Origin of the sequence: Nocardia inohanensis NBRC 100128 (assembly GCF_001612945.1) — a bacterium.
GTDB lineage: Bacteria > Actinomycetota > Actinomycetes > Mycobacteriales > Mycobacteriaceae > Nocardia > Nocardia inohanensis.
Genome location: NZ_BDBK01000001.1, coordinates 38,336 through 50,453 on the forward strand (window position 1 = coordinate 38,336; position 12,118 = coordinate 50,453).

14 protein-coding genes are annotated in these 12,118 nt (G+C 68.8%); 10 read left to right on the plus strand and 4 right to left on the minus strand.

Annotated elements, in window-relative coordinates:
• Position 1: 1 nt before the first annotated feature.
• Positions 2–610, minus strand: coding sequence for an ankyrin repeat domain-containing protein (locus tag NI1_RS00205; RefSeq protein ID WP_067812924.1), 609 nt, complete (start codon positions 608–610; stop codon positions 2–4).
• Between the two features lie 213 nt (positions 611–823).
• Between NI1_RS00205 and NI1_RS00210 the strand changes: the two genes are divergently transcribed.
• Complete coding sequence (locus tag NI1_RS00210) at positions 824–1,756, plus strand: LppP/LprE family lipoprotein (protein ID WP_067812925.1); 933 nt, start codon at positions 824–826, stop codon at positions 1,754–1,756.
• A gap of 4 nt (positions 1,757–1,760) precedes the next feature.
• Here the strand turns inward: NI1_RS00210 and NI1_RS00215 are convergent, their stop codons facing one another.
• Both NI1_RS00215 and NI1_RS00220 read right to left on the minus strand, forming a co-directional pair.
• Complete coding sequence (locus NI1_RS00215; protein WP_067812926.1) at positions 1,761–2,600, minus strand: SGNH/GDSL hydrolase family protein; 840 nt, start codon at positions 2,598–2,600, stop codon at positions 1,761–1,763.
• Complete coding sequence (locus NI1_RS00220) at positions 2,597–3,013, minus strand: nuclear transport factor 2 family protein (RefSeq protein WP_067812927.1); 417 nt, start codon at positions 3,011–3,013, stop codon at positions 2,597–2,599. The genes NI1_RS00215 and NI1_RS00220 overlap by 4 nt, the downstream gene beginning before the upstream one ends.
• A gap of 122 nt (positions 3,014–3,135) precedes the next feature.
• On the opposite strand from NI1_RS00220, the gene NI1_RS00225 reads away from it, so the two are divergent.
• The 5 genes from NI1_RS00225 to NI1_RS00245 all read left to right on the plus strand — a co-directional run bounded on the left by NI1_RS00225 (position 3,136) and on the right by NI1_RS00245 (position 7,131).
• A complete protein-coding gene (locus NI1_RS00225) occupies positions 3,136–3,699 on the plus strand; it encodes a PadR family transcriptional regulator (RefSeq protein ID WP_067812928.1) in 564 nt (187 codons plus the stop codon).
• 47 nt (positions 3,700–3,746) lie between these two features.
• Positions 3,747–4,589 (plus strand): acyl-CoA thioesterase, encoded by an 843-nt coding sequence (locus NI1_RS00230; RefSeq protein WP_084522420.1) that lies wholly within the window; start codon positions 3,747–3,749, stop codon positions 4,587–4,589.
• 53 nt (positions 4,590–4,642) lie between these two features.
• Positions 4,643–5,056 carry a PPOX class F420-dependent oxidoreductase gene (locus tag NI1_RS00235; RefSeq protein WP_067812930.1) on the plus strand — a complete coding sequence of 138 codons (414 nt, stop codon included), beginning with the start codon at positions 4,643–4,645 and terminating at the stop codon, positions 5,054–5,056.
• A 53-nt stretch (positions 5,057–5,109) separates the two neighbouring features.
• Positions 5,110–6,024, plus strand: coding sequence for a D-alanyl-D-alanine carboxypeptidase family protein (locus NI1_RS00240; protein WP_245663006.1), 915 nt, complete (start codon positions 5,110–5,112; stop codon positions 6,022–6,024).
• Positions 6,025–6,123: 99 nt separating this feature from the next.
• Positions 6,124–7,131, plus strand: a complete 1,008-nt coding sequence (locus NI1_RS00245) for a hypothetical protein (RefSeq protein WP_157534868.1) — start codon at positions 6,124–6,126, stop codon at positions 7,129–7,131.
• Between the two features lie 11 nt (positions 7,132–7,142).
• Here the strand turns inward: NI1_RS00245 and NI1_RS00250 are convergent, their stop codons facing one another.
• On the minus strand, positions 7,143–7,709 hold the full coding sequence (locus tag NI1_RS00250) for a phytanoyl-CoA dioxygenase family protein (protein WP_245663007.1): 567 nt from the start codon (positions 7,707–7,709) through the stop codon (positions 7,143–7,145).
• Between the two features lie 683 nt (positions 7,710–8,392).
• Between NI1_RS00250 and NI1_RS00255 the strand changes: the two genes are divergently transcribed.
• The 4 genes from NI1_RS00255 (at position 8,393) to NI1_RS00270 (ending at position 11,841) form a co-directional block, all read left to right on the plus strand.
• Entirely contained in the window at positions 8,393–8,962 is a 570-nt protein-coding gene (locus NI1_RS00255) for a DUF8020 domain-containing protein (RefSeq protein WP_067812937.1), read from the plus strand.
• A 205-nt stretch (positions 8,963–9,167) separates the two neighbouring features.
• Positions 9,168–10,046, plus strand: coding sequence for an alpha/beta fold hydrolase (locus tag NI1_RS00260; RefSeq protein WP_067812939.1), 879 nt, complete (start codon positions 9,168–9,170; stop codon positions 10,044–10,046).
• A 2-nt stretch (positions 10,047–10,048) separates the two neighbouring features.
• Positions 10,049–11,137: a GlxA family transcriptional regulator gene (locus NI1_RS00265; protein WP_245663008.1), complete on the plus strand. Its 1,089-nt coding sequence runs from the start codon at positions 10,049–10,051 to the stop codon at positions 11,135–11,137.
• Between the two features lie 26 nt (positions 11,138–11,163).
• Complete coding sequence (locus NI1_RS00270) at positions 11,164–11,841, plus strand: PAS and ANTAR domain-containing protein (protein WP_067812941.1); 678 nt, start codon at positions 11,164–11,166, stop codon at positions 11,839–11,841.
• Positions 11,842–12,118 lie beyond the last annotated feature (277 nt).

A 12,118-nucleotide genomic window follows, 5' to 3' on the forward strand; every position in this document is an offset into this window, starting at 1 on the left:
ATCAGCACAACCACACCACCAGATCGAAATGCGCGTGCGCCATCGCCTCCTGCCACGGCGTCTCCCCCCGCCGGTTCGGCCGATCCCGATCCGCGCCCGCCGCGATCAGGAACTGCACCACGCCCGCTTTGCCATTGGCGGCCGCCACGTGCAGTGCCGTCCGCCCCGCCGCATCCGCGTGATCGACCTCGACTCCCGCGTACAGCAGGATCCCCACGATCTCGGCGAACCCGTGCGCGGCCGCGACCCGCAACGACCGCGCCGCATTCGCCCGCGGATTCGCCCCCAACCGCAGCAGCGCGCGCACGGTCTCCGAATGCCCTGCCGCACAGGCCACTTCGAGCGGCGTGTAGCCGTCCAGTGCGGACCGGGTCTCCAGTCCGCCACCGCATCGCAACAGGTCGATCAGCTCCTGGACCGACCCCGGTCCACTGCCGCGCCGGCCGGCCATCACCTCCTGCATGCGCTGCTGAATCCACTCCTGGTACGCCCCGAAGAGCTGCTCGAAGCACCCGCTCGCCGTCCCGCCGAACGCGACCAGCGCCTGTTCCCGCTCGATCTCGGTGCTTTCGTGCGCGGGCGCGCACAGTTCGCCGTTCAGATATCCCACCGCGTGCTCCGCGCCCCCGCACCGAACCGATCTCGGCAACAACAACATGGTCTTCGCTCCCCTGGACCAGAGTTCCGGTATCCATGATCTCTCGTGCGGCGCCGCGCGGGTCATCATCGGACGGGATGCGAAGGGCTGCCCATGAAACCGGGGGCGGAACGAACTTCCCCCGGAACACGACGTGCTCGGTAGGACTGACGGAAGGGGAATTCGATGAAGAGGTTCGTCGGCATCATCATGGCGGTCGCCGCGCTGACCTTGGCGACGGCCTGCCAGGACGACGGAACGACGCAGCCGCCGGGGACGTCGACGACCTCGAGCTCCGCCGGTACCGGCGCGCCGTCATCCGGCGGGTCCTCGGGCGAGAGTTCCGGTGCGCAGCAGCCACCGGCCACCGCACCCGCCGGTGACAAGGCGCCCGCCACCGCCGGAAACGGCAAATGCGTGGACTTGAACTCCGCGGTGGTGACGGCCGCGCTCGGCAAGCTGGGCGCGAATGTCGGCGGCGAAGGCTTCTACGCCGACAGCGGCACCGATGCCGCCGTCGGCTCGTGCCCGGCCCTGCTCTGGGTGCTCGCCGGCACTCCGCACGGCACCGCCAGCTCACCCTGGCACGTGCTGCTCTTCAACCACTCCGGCTATCTGGGCACCGCCACCAAGAAGTCGACCTCCTACACCGCCGTCGTCGGCTCCTCCGATCGCAGCGTCCAGGTCCGATACCGTTGGCTCGCAGGCCAGGACTCCAGCTGCTGCCCCTCGGGCGGCCCGGTCGTGGTCACCCTGACCCTGGGCTCCGACGATCACACGGTGACCCCGGACCGCGACTTCCCCACCCAGGCAACCGATCCGAGCCCCGGCAGCACCTCGGTGTGCCCGGTCACCAAAGCCGTACTGCTGGAGGCGTTGAAGGGCACCGACGTCGAGTCGCGGCTGGCCAAGCCGATCGAGCTGGAGGACAGCATCAACTGCGCGGGCGATTGGGCCTTGGCGCACAGCGGCACTCACAACAACACCGTCAACCGCGCCCAGGTGCTGTTCCACTATGTCGCGGCCAATGGCGGCTGGCGGCCCGTCGACCTCGGCAGTGCCCTGCGCTGCACCGAGCTCGGCGTGCCCGCCGACGTCGCGGACAAGATCTGCCACTGACCGCCTAGGGCTGGTTCGCGATGTGCTGAATCTCCATCGCGTCGCGAACCGGCAGCAGCCGCGGGCGTTTGGCGATGCGACCGTCACCGGAGGACCGGCCGGTGAGCCGTCGCCCCAGCCAGGGACCGAGAAAGGTCGCGACCCAGTGCAATTCGGTCCGGATCGTCTCGGCCCTACCCCGGGGTGGCAGGATCGGCCACAACGGCTCGGTCCAACTACTGTCCGCGCCAGGCAGATTCAATGCCTGGGCGAGAGCGTCCGCGATCCGCTGATGTCCGATCGGACCGGCGTGCAGGCGGTCCCGGCTCCAGATCCGCGGATCGGTGACGACGGCGTGGTGCGCGGTTTCGGCGACGATCACCCCGTGCCGTGCGGCCGATTCGCGGACGCGCTGATTGAGCGCGTTGACCCGTCCGCTGAGCGGCCGGGCCAGCGGCGTGATGCGGGCGATGTCGGGAACGGTCGCCGTGGCCACCACCGCGCCGATCGAGGTCAGCGCGCCGAACATGGCATCGAGGTGCCCGCCGACCTCATCGGCGTCGAAACCCGGCCGCAGCAGATCGTTGACCCCCGCCATGACGGTGGCCAGATCGGGCCGCAATGCCATTGCGGCGTCGAGCTGTTCGGCACGCACCTGATGAGCGAGCTTGCCGCGCACCGCGAGGTTCGCATACTGAACGCCGGGGTCGACCGCGGCCAGCTTTTCGGCGAGCCGGTCGGCCCAGCCGCGTACGCCGGTCAGATCATCGCCGTCGCCCACGCCCTCGGTCTGACTGTCGCCGAGCGCGACGTAGCGGGTGTAAACGCCTGCGGCGCCGGGCTGATCGGCGGCGGAGTCGCTCACGCCCCGGCCGCCTCGCGCTGAAGTTGTTCGGTGGCTTCGGTTTTGATGCGTTCGAATTGGTCGGCCATGCGGGCCGCGAGGGCTTGCGCGGCCGAGAGCGGCCGCACCATCACGGTGAATTCGTCGATCTTGCCGTCCGCGTCGAAGTGCAGGAAGTCGCAGCCGGACAACTGTTTTCCGTCGACGGTGGCCTCGAAGACCAGGGCGTGGTCGCGGCCGCCGGCATCGGCGATCTCCCGGACGTACCGGAAGTCCTCGAATACGCGGATGACCGCGCGCAGGATGGCCGCGGTGATCGGCTTGCCGGGATACGGCTTGAACGCCACGGGGCTGGTGAACACCACATTGTCGGCCAGCAGGGCCTCGATGGCCGCCTCGTCACGGGCCTCGACGGCTGCGCGGAAAGGATGCATAGTTCACCTCTCGTACTCAATTAGTTGACTATCTGTATCGAACCGTAGCCCTGCTCGTGAACCATGTCCACCCTCGGTTGGACAAGAAATTGATTAATCACTCCGGGTGTTAGGCTGACCGCATGGCGCTACGCAACGCGGTCCTGGCCGCCCTGCTGGAAGGCGAGGCTTCCGGCTACGACCTGGCGAAGGGCTTCGACGCGTCGGTCGCCAATTTCTGGCTGGCCACCCCGCAGCAGCTCTACAAGGAGCTCGAACGCATGGCCGCCGACGGTCTCATCGAGACCCGGGTGGTGCAGCAGGAGCGCCGGCCCAACAAGCGGCTGCACGCCATCACCCCGGCCGGCCGGGCGACGCTGCACGAATTCATTGCCGCCCAGCCCAAACCCACCGCCATCCGCGACGAGCTGATGGTGCAGGTCCAGGCCATGGAAGCCGAGGACGCACCGGCCGTGCGCGCCACCCTGGCCGGCAAACTGGAGTGGTCGAAGACGAAACTCGCCCGGTACGAACGCTTGCGGGCGCGGCTGCTGGACGGCCGCAGTGAACAGGCGTACCTGGTCGAGGCCGAACGCATCGGGCCGTATCTGACGTTGTTGCGCGGCATCGCCTTCGAGCAGGAGAACATTCGCTGGGCGGAGTTCGCGCTGTCGGTCATCGACCGGCGCGCGGCCGCGGGCGGCTAGTGGGACCGGCGCTTTCGGGTTCCGGCCGGTTATGCGAGCATGCGGCGATGGCTGGTGGTACCCGAATGTGGCCGGTTGTCGATCTGACCGACCTGCTCGACGCACTCGATCTCACCGATGCCGGCGCGGGCCGTTTCCGCGCCCGCAACGTGACCTCGACGCTGCCGACGACCCTGGGCAGTCAGACGCTGGCGCAAGCCGTGGTCGCCGCCGAACTCACGGTGCCGCACATGGGCGTGCAATCCCTGCACGGCGTGTTCCCGCGCGGCGGGCGGGCCGATCGCGAGGTCGAGGTGGAGGTCGAGGTCGTCCAGTCGGGCCGCGCGCTGGCGACCGTGCAGGTCTCGTTCCGTCAGGAGGGCCGCGAACACGCCCGCGTGCTGGCGATGCTCAGCACCGACGAGCCGGACTTCCTCACTCACGATGCCGATCTGCCCGCCGATGTGCCCGGCCCGGAGGAGTGTGCGGAACTTCCATGTGCCTTGCTGCCGTGGGAGGTTCGCACGCTCGGCGGGGCCGATGCCCTAGCTCCCGAGCTCGCGGGTCCGCCGTCCTTGGATGTCTGGATGCGCTGCGACAAGTCGCCCGACCGCCCCGCCATCGCTCGCGCGCTGCTGGCCCACGCCAGCGAAGCCTTCCTGGGCCCGGTCGCGCTGCGCCCCTATCCCGAGGCCGAGATCGCCCGCCGCGGCGGCCGTGGAATCTCGGCCATGCTCGCCCAGACGGTCACCATCCATCGCCCGTTCACGCTGCGCGAGTGGCTGCTGCTGCGCTGCGAGAGCCCGTTCGCCGGTCGCGGCCGCATGTACGGGCGGATCGAGATATTCACGCGGACAGGCGATCTGGTGGCCTCGGCGAACGCGCACGGCCTGATGCGCAAATCCGGCTGAGCTGCCGGCGCCGGCTTGACCTCAACCGCACTCGAGCTTCTACGGTGGGGTGCATGCCATTCACCGAAGTGGAACGTAAATACCTCGCGGGCCAGCGGCTCGCCCGGCTCGCGACCGTCACCAAGGACAATCGCCCCAATATCGTGGCGGTCGGTTTCCGGCTCAATGCCGACGGGACCATCGATATCGGCGGGCCGAACCCGAACGCGCAGCGGTATCGCAATGTGAAGGCCAACGAGTACGTGAGCCTGGTGGTCGACGATATGACCCCGGACGAGCCGGGCGCGGTCAAGCCGGGCTGGGGGCGCGGCATCGAGATTCGCGGGCGGGCGGAGATCATTACCGTCGAGGACATCCCGGTGGCTCCGGAGTGGTTCTCGCACGAGATCATCCGCATTCATCCGCAGCGCGTCCACCAGTGGCATCTCGATCCCGCCGACCCGGATGGGGGAGCGCGCAACCTGTAGCCCGTCGTCGTGTCGGCCGGGGTTGGCGGGCATCGGGAGGCAGAATGTGGCGCGTGCGGACATTTGCCCGATTGTCGCAAGCTGTCGTCGTCGCTGCGCTGGTCGTCGTGGTCGGTCAGGGTGTCACCGCCGCGCCGGCGGTGAGCGCCCCGCTGATCCCCCTGCCCTGGGTCGGTTCCGAACCGGAAGGAGTGCGGGCGCCGGGCGCGGCGCTGGCGGACGGGGTCACCGGCACCATGCTGTGGTCGCGGGAGCTGCATACCCAGGTCCCCATCGCCAGCATCGCGAAGGTGATGACGGCCCTGGTCGTGATCAATACCGGTGACTTCGACCGGGCGATCACCGTGCCGCCGGAGAGCATCGCCTACTGCGTGCGGAACGACGGCAGCACCGCCGGGCTGTCCGCCGGTGAGGTGCTGACCACGCGTCAGCTCCTCTACGCCATGATGCTGCCCTCGGGCTGCGACGCCGCGTACACCCTCGCCGAGGCGTTCGGTCCCGGCCAGGACGGGTTCATCGGCAAGATGAACGACACCGCCCGTCAGATGGGTTTGGGCGCAACCTATTTCGCCGATCCGAGCGGCCTGCCCGTGCCCGACGACTACGCCACCTACTCCACCCCGGCGGACCTGATCACCCTCGGCCTGCGCGCGATGATCCTGCCGGTCTTCCGTGAGGTCGCCGGTGCGCGCAGCTACCACCTGCCCGCGGGGCCGGCCAATCGCGATCACCTCTGGGAGACCACGAACCAGCTGCTGCACCAATACCCCGGGGCGATCGGCATCAAGACCGGATCCACCGATGCCGCCGGAGCCTGCCTGCTGTTCGAAACCGTCAGGGCCGGAATTCCATTGATCGGGGTGGTGCTGCACAGCTCCTCCGGCAGCGGTGCGGCCGCCAGGGACGACGCCGAACGCATGCTCGGCTGGGCCTACGGTCCGATCCTCACGGCACTGCCGGTCGGCTGAGGCTGCCGGCGGGAGCGCGGGACTCTCGCCGATCCGGGTCCGGGGGCCGTCGGCTTGCCTATACTGGGCGCCAGCTTGACGACCGTCCAGGAGGAACGTGTGGGGGGCGAATGGCTGCTAGGGGTCGCGTTCGAGACGACGGCTACGGCTGCGGCGAGTATGGATCTGGTTGCGCGGCAAGCGGTTCCGCTGGCGCTGCCGCGGGAAGTGGTCGCGATACCGCCGGATCCCGAGGCGGCGATATTCGCCCTGCGTGCGGCGCTGGACGCCGGCCGGGTCGATCGAGGCGTGCAGCCGCCGTCGGGCTTGGTGCTGGCGTATCCGGATAACTGGCTACCCCATCAGGCCGGACTGCTCACCCATGCGGCGGCGGCCGTCGGATATCCGGCGAATGTGCTTCGGCTGCTTCCGGTTTCGGCGGCCGCCGCGCACGATACGATGCCCTTTCCCGGCGACGGGCCCGGCTCGTCGGCGGCGCGCGGCGCCTTGCTCGCCGTGGTCGGCCCGGCGCCCGCCCCGATTCCGCGGCAACCGGCTCCGCCATGGAATGCACCCCTGGACGATCTCGAACCGCCTGCCTCGCGAAAAGCGCCCGTCTGGGCCGCGATCCTGGCGCTCGTGGTCGTAATCGCCGGTGCGGCAACGGCGGCCGCCGTGCTGGTCGATCGCGACAATGAAACAGCCGCTGCCGCAACAACTAGCGCCTCGACCACGCAACCGGTCACCACCACGACGACGACCGCCGCGCCCTCCACCACCGCGGTCCCGTCGCTGCCCGCGACCACCATCCCGGTGGTGGCCGCGCCCCCGCCCGAACCCGCACCACCTACCCCCGAACGCCCGCCGAGTACGACGGTGCGCCCCGCGCCGACCACCACGAAACCCCGTGAGCCCGAACCGGAACCCGCCCCACCCGCCGCCACCGCGCCCCCGAGAGACATGCACGACGCCGCCATCCGCGGATACTGTCAGGGACTGCTCAACCAGGAGAACAAGTTTCCCGGCGGTCTCCCGGCGATGCGGGCGCAAGTGCCGCCGCCGGCGTTCACCCCCGCATCCGATTGGGCCGAGGCATTCGATCGCGCCGCCACCGGATCCTGCCAGTAGTCACCCGCGAATCACCCGGCGTCGTCGAGCCCCAGCCTGATGGCTCGTTCCACGGGTGACCGGCCGTGCTCGATATCGAGCGCGCCGGCCGGTTCCAGCGCCGGCTGCGCCAGGAACCGTGGTGTCTCACCATGATTGGCCTGCGCGGCGTGGATCAGGAACGGATGGCACAGGTAGACATCGCCCGCGTGCCCGGTCGCGTAGGCGATCGGCGATCCGGCGGTCGCCTCCAGCACCCCGGTCTCCCCGATCCGCGTCGCGTCCACCCCGTCGTCGCCGTAGGGGAGTAGCCGAGCGGGCACCGCCCGATGCGAGCCGACCCGGATCCGGGTCGGTGCGTCCCGCTCGCCGACATCGGTGAACAAGTACAACATCAGCAGCGCCCGTCCCCGGGACCGGAAGTTGGTCAGCGAGTGCCCCGCCCAGCCCGCCGGCACATAACTGCCCTCGAAGTGCCAATAGTCGTCATCCGGCGGCTCGGGATTCGGAAAACGGACCGCACAGGGACCGATCCCGGACCTGCGAACCCACCGCCCGCGCCCGGCCAATTGATCGAATGCCCGCTCCAGCACTGGCATTCGGGCGACCGTGCGAAACGGCTCCGTGTCATAGCCGGGCAATCGAACGAGTGGCCGTGTCCAGGTCGCGGGATCGCCCGGTGCACATCCGGTATCCGCCCACATGATCTCGACGCATCGCCGCGCGATTTCCCGCGGGAATGCCGCTGTGATGCACACGAATCCGTCTTCGATGAACTTGGTGACCTGACCGGCATCGAGCGTCACCTCACGATTCTACAGGCGGGGCAGCCTGCTGATTTCGGCCATCCTCTGGCTCGCGGTGGGCGTCGCCGTGCTCGCTCTGTCGCTGGATGCGTCTTCCCGCATTCCACGAAAACTACTGTGGCGCAACAACAGAAACGACCGGTCTCCTTGTTTTTATCGGAAATTCGCCGCCTGATGTATCCGAAATCCACCATGCGGTGAGTTAGCCAAAGAATTGCTGATTATGTCGAAAAGTCCGAAATGCGAGGTATGTCCAGCTGAATAATGGTGGGCTTCTTGGGAATTCGCGGCCGAGAAACTTCGCGCCACGCCGAGTGTCAGCCTGTTCGATCTGCCGGAAATCTGTGTAAGGTCTGGGTCGCTCGCCGAGCTGGTTCTTCTTCTACCTGCGGCGAAGCCGTACCAATCGGAAGTGTTTTCTCCTCCCATCATTGCGCGCCGGTTTCGCCGGTGCCGACTGAAAGGTGTATCTATACATGTGGATCCGGAAGTTCGTTGCTACCTCGTTGCTGGCTGTCGCTGCGACGGGACTGGCATCGGCCACGGCTCACGGTGAACCCGCCGTCGCGGCCCCCGTGTTCAGCGGGCCCACCATGACCGGAACCGAACACGGCATGGACTTCACCACCGGCGCCTCCGCGGACGGCACCGGCATCACCGCGCAGCTGGTCGGCGGGCGTTTCGAGGTCACCCCCGACGGCACCACGGTCAACGTCACCAGCGCGGACGGCACCCTGGTCGAGAGCATGCCGACCGTCTACGCCGGCCCGCAGCACATCGTGCGCCTGACCACCGAGGTCAGCGCCGACGGCAGCACCCTCACCATGCACCCGACCGCCGTGGAGAAGACCGCCTCGGTCACCGACGCGCAGGATATCGGCCTGGTCGGTGGCACCGCGGGCATGGTCGTCGGCTTCTTCGCGGGCGCCGTCGCGGGCTGCATGATCGGCCTGGCCGGCCTGATCGTCGGCTGTGTCCCGATGATCTTCGTGGGCGCCATCGCGGGCGCCATCCTCGGCGCGATCGCCGGTGCCGTAGTTCTCTGATCGATCCGGCGTGTGTGGGGCCGTGGCGCGAGCCGCGGCCCCACACTGCTTTCGGCCCGCGGCCGATGTGGTCAGGGGCTGATCGGATCGGCCACACCACTGATCGGTTCGGCCCGCGCCCTCGGCCGGCCGCCGTTTCCGGCGTTCAATTCCGGCATGCCGTGATGCACGGCAAGGGATTGAAATCGCTTGGAAGGAACGGGAAATGACCGAGTTCGTAACGCTCGAGCATGGACGGATCGCGTGTGACGTGGCCGGGGACGGGCCCCTGGTGGTGCTGTCGCACGGAATGGGGACCTGGCGGCAGGACTTCCGGCATTTGGTCGCGCCACTGGTGGCCGCCGGGTACCGGGTGGTGAATGCCGATATGCGCGGGCACGGTGAGTCCACGCTCGGCTGGCCCTCGGTGACCGGTAAGAGCGCGATCAGCCGCACCGACGTGGCGCACGACTTGCTCGGCGTGATCCGGCATTTCGGGGGTCCGGCCGTGATCGTCGGGCATTCGCTCTCCGGCGGTTCGGCTACCATCGCGGCCGCCGAGGCGCCGCAAGAGGTGTCGGCCATCGTCGAGATCAACCCGTTCACGCTGAAATACGACGTCGACTTCGGCGGGCTGCTGACCATCCGGCGCTATCGGCGCGGAATGCTGGAACTGGTCGGCACGCAGTCATTGAGCTCGCCCCGCTTGTGGTTCCGGTACCTGGGCGGCGTGGCCTACCCGACCGCGCCTGCCGATCAAGAGGGCTACCTGCTCGGGTTGCGGAACCTGCTGCGGCAGCCCGGCCGGTGGGACGAGTTCATGAAGACCGGCAAGACGACCCCCGCGGACGCGCACGCCCGGGTGGCCGAAGTTCGTTGCCCCGCACTGGTGATCATGGGTTCGGCGGATCCGGACTATGCCCACCCCGAGGCGGAGGGCCGCCGGATCGTCGCCGCGCTCGCGCCCGGACTCGGCCGGGTTGCCATGGTGGACGACGCCGGCCACTATCCGCACGCCCAATTCCCCGACCGGGTGGCCGCGCTGCTGATCCCGTTCCTCGACCGCCACACCACCCGCGATGCGGCGGGATCGATCAGCAATTGACCGTGGCAGCCGAACGCATGGACTGCGATGATGGCGTGGTGCCCGCGTCTCGCACCATCGTTTTCGTTGTCTTCCAAGGCATGCAGATCTCCGAATTGGCCGGGCCGCTCGATGTTTTCGCGCTGCTCAACGGCATCGCCGAGCGGCCCGCGCAGCAGCTGCCACCGGAGCTGCGATGGCGGGCGGACGAGGCGGACGGCGCTCCGGCCGCCTCGGAACCGCCCTACCGCCTGCTGACGGCCTCGCCCGGCGGCCGTCCGATCCAGGCCGCCGGCGGTCTGACGCTCGCGGTCTCCCACTCGCTGCGGGACATCGCCGCCGGCGCCGACTTCGACACCCTGATCGTCGTCGGTGGTGACGTCTCCGGTCCCGGCGCCGCGGAAGTGGTTCCGGAGCTGCCCGCCCTGGCCCGCAAGGCGCGCCGGGTGACATCGGTCTGTGCGGGCGCGCTGCTGCTGGCCGCCGCCGGACTGCTGGACGGCTACCGGGCCACCACGCACTGGGCCTCGACCGGCGTGCTGGCCCAGCGGTTTCCGCGGGTCACCGTCGAACCGGATGGGATCTACGTCCGCGATCGCAACCGCTGGACCTCGGCGGGCATGTCCGCGGGCGTCGATCTGGCCTTGGCGCTGGTCGAGGACGACCACGGTCGCGAAACCGCCGCCATGATCGCGCGCGTATACGTGGTCTTCACCCGCCGCCCCGGCGGCCAGGCTCAGTTCAGCGCCCAGCTGCGCGCCCAACCGGCCAGAACGCCCGCCATCCACGCCGTGCAGCAATGGCTTCCCGACCATCTCGGCGAGGACCTCGCCGTCGCGGCTCTGGCCCGCCGCGCCGGCATGAGCGAACGCAACTTCGCCCGCGCTTTCCGCGCCGAAACCGGCAGCACCCCGGCGGCTTTCATCGAAGACCTGCGTATCGAGTCCGCGCGCCGCCTGCTGGAATCCACCGAACTGACCATCGCCGCGATCGCCCGCCAGGTCGGTTACCGCCACGGCGAAACCCTGCACCGGCTGTTCACCCGGCGCCTGGGCACCACCCCCGAGCGCTATCGCCAGCATTTCGCGACCGGCGCGGTCACTGTCGGGTAGGCGTCGGTTACGGGGATAATCGGAGCGTGAATTCACCGACTGACCAGCCCGGCGATTCGGCCGCCTCGGCCGAGGCGCCGCGCTCCGGGCCCGCGACGGGCAGCTTCCGGTTCTGGTTCGCCACCCGGCGCTGGGACTGGTCGCCCGAGGTGTACCGGATGCACGGTTACGAACCCGGGCAGGTCGAGCCGACGACGGAACTGTTGCTGGCGCACAAGCATCCCGATGATCGCGAGAACGTGGCCGCGGCCATCGCCCGCTCGATCACCGAGGGCGTGCCGTTCTCGAGCCGGCACCGGTTCATCGATATTCACGGCGCCGAGCATCAGGTGATGGTGGTGGCGGACCGCATCGACGGCCGCGACGGCGACCCGGTCGGTACCGCCGGGTTCTATATCGACCTGTCGGCGACCCTCGCCGACGCCGAACGCGAAGCGCTGTCTCAGCAACTTCCCGTGCTGGTGGATGCGCGCGCGGTCATCGAGCAGGCCAAGGGCGTGCTCATGCGCATGTACCGGATCAGCGCGGACCAGGCGTTCAAGGTCCTGGTGTGGCGATCGCAGGAAACCAACGTCAAACTGCGCGACCTGGCCGAGCAACTCATCGCGGAATTGCCGTCGGTGCCCCCGGCCCCGCCCGAAACCGTCGCCGCATTCGATCACATTCTGCTGACGTTGCACGAACGTCGGCCCCGCGGCGCATAACAACCGGTCGCCCGGGATATGGCCATGGTGAGGAGTGGTTGAGAAGACAGCCTCGCCTCGTCGCGCCGAGGCGGAGACTGACGCGTTCTCGCCCCGGTCTTCACCTCGGCCGACCCGAACCGGCCCGGTTCCTTCACAAACACCAATACAAATCCGCCGACCCCGGCATCGGAATCGTGAAACAGATACCCACCGATCCGTCCACCGGCGTGGCTTGCGGTGCACGCGCCTCCGCGGTGGACGCCCCGATAACGCCGAGGGACAGTACGAATGCGGT

Excerpts from the sequence above, each read along its gene's own strand:
- NI1_RS00220 (WP_067812927.1), bottom strand. The coding sequence starts at position 3,013 with ATGCATCCTTTCCGCGCAGCCGTCGAGGCCCGTGACGAGGCGGCCATC.
- NI1_RS00250 (WP_245663007.1), bottom strand. The coding sequence starts at position 7,709 with ATGCCAGTGCTGGAGCGGGCATTCGATCAATTGGCCGGGCGCGGGCGG.
- NI1_RS00260 (WP_067812939.1), top strand. The coding sequence starts at position 9,168 with ATGACCGAGTTCGTAACGCTCGAGCATGGACGGATCGCGTGTGACGTG.
- NI1_RS00235 (WP_067812930.1), top strand. The coding sequence starts at position 4,643 with ATGCCATTCACCGAAGTGGAACGTAAATACCTCGCGGGCCAGCGGCTC.
- NI1_RS00255 (WP_067812937.1), top strand. The coding sequence starts at position 8,393 with ATGTGGATCCGGAAGTTCGTTGCTACCTCGTTGCTGGCTGTCGCTGCG.
- NI1_RS00225 (WP_067812928.1), top strand. The coding sequence starts at position 3,136 with ATGGCGCTACGCAACGCGGTCCTGGCCGCCCTGCTGGAAGGCGAGGCT.
- NI1_RS00230 (WP_084522420.1), top strand. The coding sequence starts at position 3,747 with ATGGCTGGTGGTACCCGAATGTGGCCGGTTGTCGATCTGACCGACCTG.
- NI1_RS00210 (WP_067812925.1), top strand. The coding sequence starts at position 824 with ATGAAGAGGTTCGTCGGCATCATCATGGCGGTCGCCGCGCTGACCTTG.